Source organism: Streptomyces sp. NBC_01618 (assembly GCF_045209435.1).
In the GTDB taxonomy this organism is placed as follows: Bacteria; Actinomycetota; Actinomycetes; order Streptomycetales; family Streptomycetaceae; genus Streptomyces.
Window position 1 is genome coordinate 5,354,805 of record NZ_CP109297.1, and the last position, 14,514, is coordinate 5,369,318.

Annotated in this window: 14 protein-coding genes; 10 read left to right on the plus strand and 4 right to left on the minus strand. The window is 69.8% G+C overall.

Translation table 11 applies throughout. The annotated features are described in order from the left end of the window. The first annotated feature begins 154 nt into the window (after positions 1 to 154). From OH735_RS24995 to OH735_RS25015, 5 genes are all read left to right on the plus strand, one after another. Positions 155 to 2,410, plus strand: a complete 2,256-nt coding sequence (locus OH735_RS24995; protein WP_406383763.1) for an ATP-dependent DNA helicase UvrD2 — start codon at positions 155 to 157, stop codon at positions 2,408 to 2,410. Between the two features lie 165 nt (positions 2,411 to 2,575). Further along, positions 2,576 to 2,929: a hypothetical protein gene (locus OH735_RS25000; RefSeq protein WP_406383765.1), complete on the plus strand. Its 354-nt coding sequence runs from the start codon at positions 2,576 to 2,578 to the stop codon at positions 2,927 to 2,929. Positions 2,930 to 3,102: 173 nt separating this feature from the next. Further along, positions 3,103 to 3,471 (plus strand): WhiB family transcriptional regulator, encoded by a 369-nt coding sequence (locus OH735_RS25005; protein WP_384448887.1) that lies wholly within the window; start codon positions 3,103 to 3,105, stop codon positions 3,469 to 3,471. A 32-nt stretch (positions 3,472 to 3,503) separates the two neighbouring features. Next, the gene (locus tag OH735_RS25010) at positions 3,504 to 3,827 is read left to right on the plus strand and encodes a hypothetical protein (protein ID WP_406386721.1); all 324 of its coding nucleotides are present in this window, start codon (positions 3,504 to 3,506) and stop codon (positions 3,825 to 3,827) included. A gap of 193 nt (positions 3,828 to 4,020) precedes the next feature. Next, complete coding sequence (locus OH735_RS25015) at positions 4,021 to 4,236, plus strand: hypothetical protein (RefSeq protein ID WP_406383766.1); 216 nt, start codon at positions 4,021 to 4,023, stop codon at positions 4,234 to 4,236. Positions 4,237 to 4,287: 51 nt separating this feature from the next. Here the strand turns inward: OH735_RS25015 and OH735_RS25020 are convergent, their stop codons facing one another. Beyond that, entirely contained in the window at positions 4,288 to 5,697 is a 1,410-nt protein-coding gene (locus OH735_RS25020; RefSeq protein ID WP_406383767.1) for an ABC1 kinase family protein, read from the minus strand. A gap of 41 nt (positions 5,698 to 5,738) precedes the next feature. Continuing rightward, positions 5,739 to 6,875 carry a ThiF family adenylyltransferase gene (locus tag OH735_RS25025; protein ID WP_406383769.1) on the minus strand — a complete coding sequence of 379 codons (1,137 nt, stop codon included), beginning with the start codon at positions 6,873 to 6,875 and terminating at the stop codon, positions 5,739 to 5,741. Positions 6,876 to 7,095: 220 nt separating this feature from the next. Between OH735_RS25025 and OH735_RS25030 the strand changes: the two genes are divergently transcribed. The 4 genes from OH735_RS25030 (at position 7,096) to OH735_RS25045 (ending at position 10,931) form a co-directional block, all read left to right on the plus strand. Then, entirely contained in the window at positions 7,096 to 7,719 is a 624-nt protein-coding gene (locus OH735_RS25030) for a M48 family metallopeptidase (RefSeq protein ID WP_406383770.1), read from the plus strand. Between the two features lie 107 nt (positions 7,720 to 7,826). Beyond that, positions 7,827 to 9,464 (plus strand): TerD family protein, encoded by a 1,638-nt coding sequence (locus tag OH735_RS25035; RefSeq protein WP_406383771.1) that lies wholly within the window; start codon positions 7,827 to 7,829, stop codon positions 9,462 to 9,464. Between the two features lie 11 nt (positions 9,465 to 9,475). After that, positions 9,476 to 10,156, plus strand: a complete 681-nt coding sequence (locus OH735_RS25040; RefSeq protein WP_406383772.1) for an AIM24 family protein — start codon at positions 9,476 to 9,478, stop codon at positions 10,154 to 10,156. A gap of 19 nt (positions 10,157 to 10,175) precedes the next feature. Then, positions 10,176 to 10,931, plus strand: a complete 756-nt coding sequence (locus OH735_RS25045; protein WP_406383773.1) for an AIM24 family protein — start codon at positions 10,176 to 10,178, stop codon at positions 10,929 to 10,931. A 76-nt stretch (positions 10,932 to 11,007) separates the two neighbouring features. Here the strand turns inward: OH735_RS25045 and OH735_RS25050 are convergent, their stop codons facing one another. Further along, complete coding sequence (locus OH735_RS25050; protein WP_406383774.1) at positions 11,008 to 11,556, minus strand: NUDIX hydrolase; 549 nt, start codon at positions 11,554 to 11,556, stop codon at positions 11,008 to 11,010. Further along, positions 11,553 to 13,019 (minus strand): zinc-dependent metalloprotease, encoded by a 1,467-nt coding sequence (locus OH735_RS25055; RefSeq protein WP_406383775.1) that lies wholly within the window; start codon positions 13,017 to 13,019, stop codon positions 11,553 to 11,555. Before OH735_RS25055 ends, OH735_RS25050 begins: the two co-directional genes overlap by 4 nt. A 192-nt stretch (positions 13,020 to 13,211) precedes the next feature. Here OH735_RS25055 and OH735_RS25060 point away from each other — a divergent pair, with 192 nt between their 5' ends. Further along, positions 13,212 to 14,354, plus strand: a complete 1,143-nt coding sequence (locus OH735_RS25060; protein ID WP_406383776.1) for an SDR family oxidoreductase — start codon at positions 13,212 to 13,214, stop codon at positions 14,352 to 14,354. The last annotated feature ends 160 nt before the right edge of the window (positions 14,355 to 14,514 follow it).

The window sequence follows — 14,514 nt, forward strand, 5'->3', positions numbered from 1 at the left end:
TGTCTCATCCGTCTCATCCGTCATGCGGAGAGACCGGAAAGTGCGTCACCGCACGGAAGGGCAACGTACGTGAGGCAACCACCATTCCCGCGCCCCCCGTATCGGGCGGCAGACCGCCCCCTGTATCAGGCCGCCCCCCGCATTAGTACGACAGATGCGGCTCCCCTGTGGACAACCTCCGCACCGGCCTCTTCCGACCTGGCAGCATGGCGGGGTGACAGCAGCAACGCATTCCTCCCTCTTCCCGCAGGTCCCCGAGTCGGCCGACGCCGTGCTCGACGGCCTGGACCCCGAGCAGCGCGAGGTCGCCACGGCCCTGCACGGCCCGGTGTGTGTGCTGGCCGGAGCCGGTACGGGCAAGACGCGTGCGATCACGCATCGCATCGCCTACGGGGTGCGCGCCGGAATACTCCAGCCGACGAGCGTGCTCGCCGTCACTTTCACCAACCGGGCCGCGGGCGAGATGCGGGGACGGCTGCGCCAGCTCGGCGCGGGCGGGGTGCAGGCGCGGACGTTCCACTCCGCCGCCCTGCGCCAGCTCCAGTACTTCTGGCCGAAAGCGGTCGGTGGCGAACTGCCGAGGCTGGTGGAGCGTAAGGTCCAGCTGGTCGCCGAGGCCGCGGCCCGCTGCCGCATCCGCCTCGACCGCAACGAGCTGCGCGATGTCACCAGCGAGATCGAGTGGTCCAAGGTCACCCAGACCGTGCCCGCCGACTACCCGGCCGTGGTCGCCAAGACCCAGCGCGACGCCCCGCGCGACCCGGCCGAGATCTCCCAGATCTATGCGATGTACGAGCAGCTGAAGCGCGAACGCTCGGTGATCGACTTCGAGGATGTGCTGCTTCTCACCGTCGCCATCCTTCAGGACCGCCATGACATCGCCGACCACGTCCGTCGCCAGTACCAGCACTTCGTCGTCGACGAGTACCAGGACGTCAGCCCGCTCCAGCAGCGGCTGCTCGATCTCTGGCTCGGGGACCGGGACACCCTGTGCGTCGTCGGCGACGCCAGCCAGACGATCTACTCCTTCACCGGAGCCACCCCCGACCACCTGCTGAATTTCCGCACCCGCCACCCCAACGCGACGGTGGTCAAGCTGGTCCGGGACTACCGCTCCACCCCCCAGGTCGTCCATCTGGCCAACGGGCTGCTCGGCCAGGCCCGCGGCCGCGCCGCCGAGCACCGGCTCGAACTGGTCTCGCAGCGCGAGCCCGGCCCCGAGCCTGCCTATACGGAGTACGCGGACGAGCCCGCGGAGGCCGAGGGCACTGCCCGCCGCATCCGCGATCTGATCGCCGCGGGCGTCCCGGCCGGCGAGATCGCCGTGCTCTACCGGGTCAACTCCCAGTCCGAGGTCTACGAACAGGCCCTGGCCGACGCGGGCGTGCCGTACCAGCTGCGCGGCGCCGAGCGCTTCTTCGAGCGGGCAGAGGTACGGGAGGCGGGCGTCGCCCTGCGCGGCGCGGCCCGCGCGGGGGGCAACGACTCCCTGCTCGACGACGCGGAGGGGCTGTCGGCGGAGGTGCGCGCGGTGCTCTCCACCAAGGGGTGGACCACGGAACCGCCCGCGAGCTCCGGCGCGGTGCGCGACCGCTGGGAATCCCTGGCAGCCCTGGTCCGGCTCGCCGAGGACTTCGAACAGGCCAAGCCGGGCGCGACGCTCTCCGACCTGGTGGCGGAGCTCGACGAGCGGGCCGCCGCCCAGCACGCCCCTACCGTCCAGGGGGTCACTCTCGCCTCGCTGCACTCGGCGAAGGGCCTGGAGTGGGACGCCGTGTTCCTGGTCGGTCTGACCGAGGGCATGATGCCGATCACCTACGCCAAGACCGATGAGCAGATCGAGGAGGAGCGTCGGCTGCTGTACGTCGGTGTCACCCGGGCGCGCCTCCACCTCTCGCTGTCGTGGTCGCTGTCCCGCTCGCCCGGTGGCCGCGCCGGACGCCGTCCGAGCCGGTTCCTGAACGGACTGCGCCCCGGCTCGGGGGCCCTCGGCGCGCGTGGCGCGGCGGGTGGCGGCGGCGGGATCGAGCGGGGACTCGGACCGGTCGCCAGGCGCGGCACGCGCGGCCCTGCCCGGTGCCGGGTCTGCGGCAGGACCCTCACCGACGCGGGCGAGATGAAGCTGATGCGCTGCGACGACTGCCCCTCCGACATGGACGAGGCGTTGTACGAGCGGCTGCGCGACTGGCGGGCGGTCCGGGCGAAGGAGATCGGTCAGCCCGCGTACTGCGTCTTCACGGACAAGACGCTGATGGCGATCGCGGAGGCGGTGCCGGGCAGCGCGGGCGAATTGGCCGGGATCTCCGGGGTCGGCGCGCGGAAGCTGGACCGGTTCGGGACCGCGGTACTTGCCATTTGCGCAGGTGAGACGGTGGAGGAAGGGGTCGGGGACGCCGTTGACGAGGTGTGAGAAAAACTCGTCGAAAAAATAGTTTGCGCCCGCCCCAGTCATCACCATAGGTTCTTAACCACGGGAACAGCGACTTCTCTGAAGCCCTGGCCCTGTGCTGTACTTATCCGAATACGTAGGACCGGTTCACCGGTCCCCCCGAGACGCCGAGAGGAGGCGATTGAAGTGATCAGCATCATCGAGACCAACAAAGTGACCGATCTCTCGGTCGTCTCCGCCTGCTCGGTCGTCTCCGCCTGCTCGCTCGGCCTCGCCTGCTCTTCCGAGTCCGCGCTCCGTGGCACCGGTGTGTCCGGCATTTCTGCCGCCGCCCCGCTGTCCCTGGCGAGCCTCCCCGTGCGGGAGCGCAATGAGCGACCGACCCAGGCACCGGCAGCAGCAGTAGCGAAGGGACAGGCCCAGGCCTATGCCTTTGCGGCCGTCGGTGCGGGAGCGGAATCCGGCGCCAAGAAGCAGATGACGCACCACCACACGATGTGGGCCTTCCGTGGGCCTGAACCCTGGAGTGATCCAGCCTGATTCACCATCAGGCCGGCGCCTTCAGGGCCGCGGAACCCCACTCGGGATCCGCGGCCCTTTTGTTTTGTCCAAACGGACGAGACGACGCGAAGGAGCCTCGGGACAAGCAGCACCCGGTACCAGCCGCCCCCCGGCCAACAGGCCGGAACGACCAGACGAGGACACCACCCACCGTGCAACTCGAAGCGCACGCCCCGTCCGTACCGACTTCCGACACGATCCCGCCGCCCGGCCTCACGGAGGACTCCGCCTTGATCCCCCTCACTGCGCTCACCGCGCTCGACGACGCCATCGAGAACCTCGGCGTGCCCGTCCCCTGCCGCTCCTATGACCCGGAGGTCTTCTTCGCCGAGTCGCCGGCCGACGTCGAGTACGCCAAGTCCCTCTGCCGCACCTGCCCGCTCGTGGAGGCCTGCCTCGCCGGCGCCAAGGAGCGGCGCGAGCCGTGGGGCGTCTGGGGCGGTGAGCTCTTCATCCAGGGCGTCGTCGTCGCTCGCAAGCGGCCGCGTGGCCGTCCGCGCAAGAACCCGGTCGCGGCGTGACCGCCGTGCTGGGGGTCACGGCCCCCAAACTTATGAAGCGCCCCGGAACCATCGACCGTCCCCACACCCACGATCCCCGAAATCAGGCTCCGATGTCCGTCCCCACGAATGAGCCCGTCGGCTCCGCAACACCGAACGTCACGATCACCGGCGCGAACGACTCGCGTCAGAACAGGACCCGCGAGATGCAACTCATCCCAGAAGCCCTGGCTCGTGCGCATATGCACGACCGCCTGAGGGACGCCGACGCGCAACGCCAGGCCGTCCGCCTGGTCACCGCCCGCCGGATGCAGCGCCGGGCCGAGCGCGCCTCGATGCGCGCCCGCCGTGCGTTGGCCATGGCAGTCATGCACTAGTCGGGCCGGACATCAGTACCACCCCGCTGCCGGGCAGCCGCTCTGTCCGGGAGCAATCAGTACCCATAGTGAGTACCCCTTCCGCGGGGCCGGTCCGAACGGACCGGCCCCGCGGTCGTGCTGCGCGGATCTGCTGCGCGGTCGCGTTGTGCCGTGCCGCGCGGCACAGCAGCGACGGAGTTATCGTCACAAGGTGAACGAGGAGACTCATCACCGGATTCAGCAACCCCCGCAGAGGGACGCCGCGGTGGTCGCGTGTGCACTGTGCGGCACCTCCGCCGACAGCGAGACCACACCGCCGACCTGGATCTGCTCCGTGGAGAACGGCAGACACCAGTACTTCTGCGAAGAGTGCGGCCGCACCCACATCAGGGCGATCGAGAGCCGTCTCGACTTTGCCTGGTGGTGAGGCCCCGGGTATGAGGGCCCGGGTTCGGTACCGGTGCCTGAAGGCTCTGCCCTACGCGTCGCCCGCCAACTCCTGCACCACGGGCTCATGCTCATCCGCCGACAGGAACCCCGGTACCCAGGATTCGAGTTCTTCGCGCAGGCGCACCGTCGCACCCAGCTGACACAGCACCCCGATCGTGCTCAGCGTCACCCGATGTATCAGCAGATAGGCGGGCGGCAGATTCAACTGCTTGCCCAGCTGATGAGCGGGCGAGCGAGGATCCGCGATCCGCGCCGCCTGATTGCGTATCCAGCTCCGGGTGAAGGCGAACTCCTCCACCTGCGCCGGTTCGATGATCGGGAGGAGATAGTCGAGCACCGCAGCAGGGTCGAGATCGATCGATTCCTTGACGAACCCCTCCTCGCGCAGCAGCTCGTACACCGCCCTCGCGTCACCCGCTAGCGCCAGCCGCAAGGAATCACCGATCGTCTGCGGCAAACCACCCGGCAGCCGGTCCACCGTGCCGAAATCCAGCACCCCGAGCCGCCACTGCCCGGCCTCGCCGGCCTCGCCTTTCCCACCGATTTCGGCGGTCTCGTCGTCCGGGGACAGCAGCCGGAAGTTGCCCGGATGCGGGTCAGCGTGCAGCAACCCGGTGCGCGCCGGGCCCGAGAAAAGGAAACGCGCAAGCAACTGACCGGCCCGGTCCCGCTGTTCCGGCGTGCCCTCCGCGATCACATCGGCCAGCGGAACACCGTCCATCCACTCCGTCACCAGCACTTGGTCGGACTGGTGTACGACACCGGGGATCACGACATCCGGATCGGCCGCGAACTCCTCCGCGTGGACCCGCTGCGACCGTGCCTCCTGTTCGTAGTCCAGCTCCTCCGAGACCCGGTCACGCAGCTCCGTGATGAGTGGCTTGATGTCCATTCCCGGGATCAACGGGCCGAGCAGCCGGGCGAACCTGCTGAGCTGGGTCAGATCCGAGAGCAGCGCCTCACCGGCGCCCGGATACTGCACCTTCACCGCGACGTCCCGCCCGTCGTGCCACACCGCACGGTGGACCTGACCGATCGAGGCGGCGGCCGACGGCTTGTCGTCGAATTCGAGGAACAGCTCCCGCCAGTCCTCGCCGAGCCGCTCCTCCAGCACCGCGTGCACCGTGCCGCTGGGCAGGGGAGGCGCGGCTTCCTGCAGTTTGGTGAGCGCCGCCCGGTACGGTCCGGCGACCTCCTCGGGCAGTGCCGACTCGAAGACGGACAGGGCCTGACCCAGCTTCATCGCCCCGCCCTTCAACTCCCCCAGGACCTTGAAGAGCTGATCCGCGGTGCGCTGCTGGACCTCCCGGGCGACCAACTCCGCGGACTTCCCGCCGATCCGCTTGCCCAGGCCCCACGTGGCACGGCCCGCGAACCCCAATGGCAGGGCGGCCAACTTGGCGGTACGGGTGACCGCTTTCCGGGGTAGATCAGACATGAGCCCCTCCAAATCCCAGACTGCCGTACCGCCTGCGACGGTTACCCGGCCATTGTGTCGTGTACCGCGGAGGCGCGCTCCCCCTCAGTGTGCCCAGCCGCTCCGCAGTAGCAGTCGGGATGCGCCCCGATCCGCTCGGACCGCCAGTCCAACAGCGGTAGCGCGGCCTCCCAGCGGGCCCCCGTACTGGTCGGCAGCTCCCCGTCCAGAAAGGACAGCGCGTGGGCGGCCGCCAGACCGGCCACCGCCGTCGCCAGCGCCAGGTCGCAGGCCTGGACGGCGGCGCGCCGCCCGGACCGCCACTGCGAGAGCATCCTGGACCAGTCCTTGTCCCGCTCCACACGCTTCAGTGCCAGACATCCCGCGCACGCCGTGCCCCCGGGCAGGACCAGCGGCCCGACCACCCCCGTCGCCTCCATCACCCCGGCATAGAGATGGGGAGTCCCCGAAGCGATCCACGGCTCCGCCGGGCGCGGGTCGGGGACGTACACCGCGAGGCCGTCACGAGGGGCGACCACGATCAGCGACAGCCCCGGCTCGCAACCCGCCGAGACCTCCGCCGTCTCCGCCGTCCGGGGAGCCGGACCGGCGGCGGATCTGCGCACCAACTGCCGGGCCGCGGTGGCCCTGCGCTCCCCGACGGCGGCCGCTGGAAGCCCACCGGGTGACACGTCCCACGGCTCGGTGCACCCGCCGTCCAGGACCTCCACCCGGCCCACCCCGGAGCCGGACAGCACCGCCGCGATCGTGGCACCGACCCGCCCCGCACCCCGCACCTGTACCCGCATCGCCCGGCGGGCCGCCAACCGCCGCATCCCGCCACCCGGCTCGGGATGGACGACTGAGAGCGACGCCAGATCAGGGCGGTACCGCTCCATGGCATCGGGCCGGTTCCGTAACGCATCGGTCTCCGGGCCGGCGGCCCGCACATCGTCGATCAGGCCGGCGTCCAACAACCGGCGGATCAATGTGTCCACTTGATGGTCCGACAGATCTAGCGCGCGGGCCTCTTCACACAGCAGTGGCAGGCCGCGCGTACCGTCGAGCAGTTCCAGAAAACAGCCCGTGGCGATATCCATCGGGCCGAGCTTCACCGCGTGAGCGGCGGTCACCCCGAATTGCACGGTGCCCTGTGCGCACCACGCGCGGCGCAGTGCGGGCTTCAACATCGGATACACGCCTTCCCCCCGGTCTGTGTTCCATGATCTCTGTGCGTGGGCTGTGGCCCGGATCTCCGCGAGATCCGTTGTCAGAATGCAGGTCGGCGGCGAAGTGTGCAGAAAGTTATCCACAGGCATGGGGTATTAGTCGTTCAAATGGTGCATGGCGTGGGGTGGATCGCGCGCGAACCGTCCCGGAGACGGGACTTCCCCCACTGACACCGGGTAACGTCGTGGCGTGCCCGCCGACCCGTCACCCGGACTCGCCGGGGAGACCCCCGCGCGCAGTGCCGGAACCCCTCAGCGCAGCGCGGTGAATCGTCCGCCCCGCGCCTCGGCGACGAGCGCGGTCGAGGTCCGCAGGAGCACCCGCCGCAGCAGAACCGTCTCCGCGTACCGGGAGGGTGACCGCACCATCGTGCTCATCCCCGCCCGGATGTCCGAGGCCGAGGAGCAGCGCTGGGTGAACGTGATGCTCGACAAGCTCGCGGCCCAGGAGAGCAAGCGCATCCTCGGTGACAGCGAACTGACCGAGCGCGCCGAGCGGTTGTCCGCCCAGTATTTCGAGGGGCGGGCCAGACCCGCGTCCGTGCGATGGGTGACCAATCAGAACACCCGATGGGGGTCCTGCACCCCGGCGGAGGGCAGCATCCGCCTGTCGCACCGGCTGCAGGGCATGCCCGAGTACGTTGTCGATTACGTACTGGTCCATGAGCTTGCCCATTTGCTCGTCCCCGGCCACGGTCCGCGCTTCTGGCGGCTGCTGGAGGCGTATCCGCGTACCGAACGGGCCAGGGGCTACCTGGAGGGTGTGGTGGCGGCCGACCGGCTGCCGCATCTGCCCGCCGCGCGCGGTGAGTGACTGTCAGCGGTTCTGTACCGGGTCTGTACCGACTTAGCTCAATGTCGGAGTTTGCGGTTAGCCTGACGCGACGCATTCACATTCGGGATGGGGGACGGTCGTTACGCATGGCCAGGGAATTCCAACGCGGCCACAAGGCCAAGATCAGCGATCTCACACCGGGGACGGACCTGTACGTAGGTGTGCAGATCGCCGGCCCGGGACTGACCTTTGACATCAGCTGCTTCGGCCTCGATGCCAATGAGCAGCTCTCCGACGACCGGTATTTCATCTTCTTCAATCAGCCTAAATCACCCGAGGAGTCCATTCAGCTCCTCGGCGCCCAGGCCGGTGACACCGAGTCGTTCCGCGTCACGCTGGAGCGCATTCCGGCGAACATCCACAAGCTGTCGTTCACCGCGACGGTCGACGGCGCCGGGCAGATGTCCCAGGTCGGCCCCGGTTACATCAGGATCGTCGCGGGTGGCGAAGAAGTCGTCAGGTACGCCTTCAACGGTTCGGAGTTCACCACCGAGCGTGCGGTGATGCTGGGCGACTTCTATCTGAAGGACGTCTGGCGGTTCGCCGCCGTGGGTCAAGGCTTCGACGGCGGCCTCGACGCGCTGCTGAAGAACTTCGGCGGCGAGGTCGCCGAGGAAGCGCCCGCCGCGCCTCAGCCGCAGGCCGCCGCCCCGTCGTTCGCCCCGCCTGCCCAGGCGGCCGCACCGGCACCCGACCCGTCCTTCGGTGCCCCGGCCGCACCACAGGCCCCTCAAGCACCGCAGCCCGCCCCGTCCTTCGGTGCCCCGGCCGCACAGGCCCCGGTTCCCACGCCGCAGCAGCAGATGCATGCCGCGCCGACGATAGCGGCCCCGATGGCACCGCACGGCGGCATGGTGCCGCCGCCCGCCCCCGCCCCGGCGGCTCCCTACGGACAGCCCGGCCAGCCGCCCCAACAACCGCAGTTCGGGCAGATCCCAGGACAGCAGCCCGCGCCCGTCGCTCCGTACGGCCAGCAGACTCCTGCCCCGTACGGCCAGCAGCCGCCCGGTATGCAGCTCCCCGGTATGCCCCAGGGCGTGCCGCAAGGGGTGCCGCAGGCCGGGGCCGGGCTGCAGGCCGCGCTCCAGCCGTACAAGGAGACGGCCACCGGGCAGCGTTGGACCCCGCAGAACCAGCAGCTCATGCGGGTCGACCTCACCATGGGCGGTACGCCCGTGCTCGCCCGCCAGGGCAGCATGGTGATGTACCAGGGCAAGGTCGACTTCAGCTACAAGGGCGCCGGTTTCGCCGGCCGCGTCGTCGGCAACGCGACCGGCCAGGAAATGCAGCTGATGCGCTGCACCGGCCGCGGACAGGTCTTCCTCGCCGAGGACGGCGCCCATCTGCACGCCATCGAACTGCAGGGCGACGGCATCTGCGTCTCGGCGGAGAACGTCCTCGCCTTCGACGAGTCGCTGCAGCACGAGGTCCGCAGGATCGAAGGCCACGGCATCCCCGGCGGCGCCCTGTTCACCATGCAGTTCCAGGGCACCGGAACGGTCGTCGTCAAGACTCACGGCGTCCCCGTCGTCCTGCCCGTCACCCCGACCACCTTCGCCGACTGCAACGCCGTCGTCGCCTGGTCGTCCGCGTCCCAGGTGATCATCTCCAGCCAGGTCCGGCTGCGCCGCAACGCGTACCCGGGGCACAGCGGCGAGACCGTGAACCTTCAGTTCCGGGGCGCCCCCGGCAACTTCATCGTCGTCCAGCCCTACGAGGTCTGAGGGAGCCCGTCATGAACCAGCAACTCGCGGGCTACGCCCCGACCCCCGTCACGGCCCGTATGGAGAACCACGGGCACACGATGCTCAAGGTCGCCATGGCCACCGGCCAGGACCTCTACGCCCGCACCGGCTCGATGGTCGCGTACGAGGGCTTCATCCAGTACGAACCCAACCCGCCGGCCGTCCGACAGATCGCCTCCCAGTGGATCACCGGCGAGGGTGCGCCGATCATGAAGTGCTCCGGCGACGGACTGCTCTACCTCGCCGATTACGGCGCCGACGTGGTCGTCATCAACCTCAACAACGACTCCCTCTCGGTCAACGGCACCAACGTCCTCGCCTTCGACGGACATCTCACCTGGGGCGTGGAGCGGGTCAAGGGCCTCGCCAAGTTCGTCGGCCAGGGACTGTGGAACGTCTGCATCTCGGGCACCGGCTGGGTCGCCATCACCTCACGCGGCACCCCGATCGTCGTCGACTGCGGACGCGGCGAGGACGAGACCTACGTCGACCCGGACGCCCTCGTGGCGTGGTCCCCGAACCTCAAGGTGAAGGGCAAGCGCAGTTTCAAGGCCTCCTCGCTCATCGGGCGGGGCAGCGGCGAGGCGTACCAAATGGCTTTCTCCGGCCAGGGCATCGTCGTCGTACAGCCGAGCGAGGACAGTACCGACCGCCTGCGGATCCGGAACTGAGGGGGAGGGAGAACACACCATGCAGAGTCCGCTTTTCAGCTACACGGAACAGCAGTCCCAGGACCGGTACACCGTCCAGAACCCGCAGCTCCTGCGGGTCTCGCTGACCGGTCACGACGACGTCCTCGCCCGCAAGGGCGCCATGGTCGCCTACCAGGGGCTGATGGAGTTCGACGGCGAGTACCAGTCGCACGGCCAGCGCCGCGCCCGCGCGAGCACCGGCGAGGGCCTGGAACTGATGCGCTGCTCCGGGCAGGGCACCGTCTACCTCGCCAACCTCGCGCAGTACATCCACGTCGTGGACGTCGACCGCGACGGCATCACGGTGGACAGCGCCTACGTCCTGGCCCTCGATTCCTCGCTGCACACCGAGGTCATCGCGGTGGACAGCCAGTACGGCATCTCCGGCACCGGCAAGTACCAGCTCAACATCTCCGGCACCGGCAAGGTCGCCCTGATGACCTCGGGCCAGCCGTTGATGATGCAGGTCACGCCGGACAAGTACGTCAACGCCGACGCCGACGCGATCGTCGCCTGGTCCAGCGCGCTGCGCGTGCAGATGCAGGCCCAGACGCACTCCTCGGGCGTCTGGCGGCGGCGTGGCAATACCGGCGAGGGCTGGGAACTCAGCTTCCTCGGCCAGGGCTTCGCCCTGGTCCAGCCGAGCGAGGTGCTGCCGCCGCAGAACCACGAGATCGGCCAGGGCATCCGGGCCCAGTACGGCATGGGCCAGCAAGGAGCCCACGGCCAGAACCAGAATAACGCCTGGAACTGAGCCGCCGCGCACCGGCACCACATGAGTAAGGGGCGGTCTCCAGGAGACCGCCCCTTACCCGTGCTACATGTCGTGCCTACCGGCGCTGCTCCAGCGCGGCGCGGGCGCGCGTCATCAGGCGTACGACCGATGTGTCGGCCACCGACGCGACCTCGTCGTACGCGAACCAGCGCAGGTCCAGCGACTCGTCACTGATCTGCTCCGTCGCGCCCGACGGCGCCAGCGCCGCGTACTGCACGTCCAGGTGCCAGTGACAGGGCGCGGGGATCCGGTGGCGGTCCAGCGTCACCGGTCCGCCCGCGAGCAGAGTCAGGCCGCTGACGCCGGATTCCTCGGTGGCCTCCCGCAGGGCCGCGGCGGCCAGCGTCGTGTCCTGTGGTTCGCAGTGGCCGCCCATCTGCAGCCACATCTGCAGCTTGCGGTGCAGAGTGAGCAGAACCCGGCCCTGGTCCGGATCGATGACCAGTGCGCTGGCCGTCAGGTGCCCGGCCTCGCAGGCCTTCCACATGCCGTCGGAATGCTGAGCCAGATGATCCAGATAGACCTGGCGCAGTTCCTCCTGGGCCGGGTCCACCGGGTTCTCGTACCCCTTCAGTACGAGAACGGCGTCGTCGTACAGGCTCACTGGTCGGTGTCGCCCTTGCCGTCGCCGTCGCTCTTTCGGTCGTCCGTTCCTCCGGAGCCCGGCTCGCTCGTGCCGTCCGCTGCGGCCTCGGGCTGCTGCGGACCCTTCGCGGCCTCGCCGAGCATCTTGTCCAGCTCGGAGAAGTCCAGCTGCTCGTGGTGCACGAAGCCGTCCGGATCGTCGAGGTCCTGGGCGGTCGGCAGCATGTCGGGGTGCGCCCACAAGGCGTCGCGGCCGTCGAGACCGCGGGCGTCCGTGAGCGACGCCCACAGGCGCGAGGCGTCACGCAGCCGCCGCGGACGCAGCTGGAGGCCGATGAGCGTGGCGAACGTCTGCTCGGCCGGCCCACCGGAGGCGCGGCGCCTGCGCATGGTCTCGCGCAGCGCGTCGGCCGAGGTCAGACGAGACTTCGCGGCCTCGTGCACCACGGCGTCCACCCAGCCCTCGACCAGTGCGAGCGCCGTCTCCAGCCTGGCCAGGGCGGCCTTCTGCTCCGGGGTGTCCTCCGGCTGGAACATGCCCTGCTGAAGCGCGTCCTGCAACTGCTCGGGCTGCGACGGGTCGAACTGACCGACCACGTCCTCCAGCTTGCTGGTGTCGACCTTGATACCGCGCGCATACCCCTCGACGGCGCCGAACAGATGCGAGCGCAGCCACGGAACATGGGCGAAGAGCCGCTGGTGGGCGGCCTCGCGCAGGGCGAGATAGAGCCGCACCTCCTCCTGCGGCACGCTCAGGTCCTTGCCGAACCTCTCGACGTTCAACGGCAGGAGTGCGGCCTTGCCCGCCGGGCCGAGCGGCAGCCCGATGTCGGTCGAACCGACCACCTCGCCCGCCAGCACACCGACTGCCTGCCCGATCTGCTGGCCGAACATCGCGCCGCCCATCGACCGCATCATGCCGATCAGCGGGCCCGCCATCGCCTGCATCTCCTCGGGCAGCACGTCACCCATGGCCAGACCGACGCGCTCGGCCACCGGGTCGACCAGCTTCTGCCAGGCGGGGAGGGACGCCTCGACCCACTCCGCACGGCTCCACGCCACGGTCGAGACCGAACCGGAGGGCAGCGACGTCACCCCGTCCAGCCAGAGGTCGGCCAGCCGCAGCGCCTCGTCGACCGCGGACCGCTCGGACGGGCCGACGCTCACGTCCTTGGTGCCGTCCGGCGTGCCCTGCGAGACCGTCTGGCGGGCGATCTGCTTGGCCATGTCCCAGTTCACGGGACCGCCCTCGTAGCTCAGCATCTGGCCGAGCTGCTGGAAGGCCGCCCCCAGGTCGTTGGGGTTCATCGTGCCGAACATCGCCGCGAACGGGTTGTCCCCGCCCGCGCCGGGCCCGAAGCCGAACGGGTTCGCCGGCCCGCCCGAACCCTGCCCACCTCCGGTGGGGTCCTTCTTCTTGCCTTCGTCGCCGTTCTCCGGCTCCTCCGGCGGAAGGCCGAATCCGAATGGGGTGTCACTCACGGGTTTCCTCGGCTCGTAGGGCCGCCGGCTCGAACCGACGGCGACTGCCCGACATCACCATCCAGCGTAGACACCAAAAGTCCGCTTGGGGCCTCAGTGCTCCGCCGGCTCCCGGCCTGCGGCAGGATGGAAGCCACCTGGTACGTACGCGTCATTCGGGTACGTACTGAAGTCAACCGCTGGAGACGCCCGGTGAGTTCCCCAGATCCTCAGGTTCGCGCAGCGCGAAACCTGTCCGACCCCTCGACCGAGAACAAGCCCGCAAAAAACCGCTCCAGGAGCCGCGGCCCCGTCGTTGCGGTCACCGGAGCCGCTGGGGGCGTCGGTGAGCTGCTCACCGCACGCCTCGCGGCATCCGAGGAGATCAAGCAGGTCATCGCCATCGATGAGCGCCGCGGAGAGGTCTCCGAGGCGACCTGGCACATCCTCGACGTCCGGGATCCCGCCATCGCGGAGAAGCTGCGCGGCGCCGACGTCGTCGTGCACCTGGCACTCGATCTCGACCTGGAGACCGACCCCGCCGCCCGCACCGCTTACAACGTGCGCGGCACCCAGACCGTGCTGACGGCGGCCGCGGCCGTGGGGGTCCACCGGGTCGTCCTGTGCACCTCGGCCATGGTCTACGGGGCGCTGCCCGACAACGACATCCCGCTCGCCGAGGACGCCGAACTGCGCGCCACGGCCGAGGCCACCGGCGTCGGCGACCTCCTGGAGATCGAGCGGCTCGGCCGACGCGCGCCCCGCGCCCACCCCGGACTCAACGTGACCGTGGTCCGGCCGACCGTCCTGGTCGGCGGTACGGACACCGCGCTGACCCGCTACTTCGAGTCGCCGCGCCTCCTGGTCGTCGCCGGATCGCGCCCCACCTGGCAGTTCTGCCATGTCGAGGACCTGGTCACGGCCCTGGAGTACGCCGCGCTGGAGAAGATCGACGGCGAGTTCGCGGTCGGCTGCGACGGCTGGCTGGAACAGGAGGAGGTCGAGGAGCTCAGCGGCGTCCGCCGGATGGAACTGCCCTCCGCCGTGGCCCTCGGCGCCGCCGCCCGGCTGCACCGGATCGGCCTCACCCCGTCCCCGGCGGGCGATCTCGCGTACACGATGCACCCCTGGGTGGTCAGCGTGAGCCGGCTGCACGACGCGGGCTGGCGCCCGGGCTGGACCAACGAGGAGGTGCTCGCCGCGCTCCTGGAAGAGGTGGAAGGCCGGCACACCGTCGCCGGACGTCGCCTCGGCCGCAAGGACGCGACCGCGGCAGGTGCCGCCGGTGCGACCGTGGCGCTGCTCGGCACCGCCGCCCTGGTCCGCCGGGCCCGCAAGGCCCGCCGCCGCATCTAGGCTGTGGCCTCTCGTCCGGATCAGGGGCCGGGCTCGGCCCTGGGGCCGGGCGGGCCGCGGACGTCCGCGCACCGAGGGACGTCTGTAGGAGGATCCAAGGTCAGGGGCGGTCCGCCGGTGGATAACGCTATTCCACGATGTCGGTGCCGTACGGCACCAT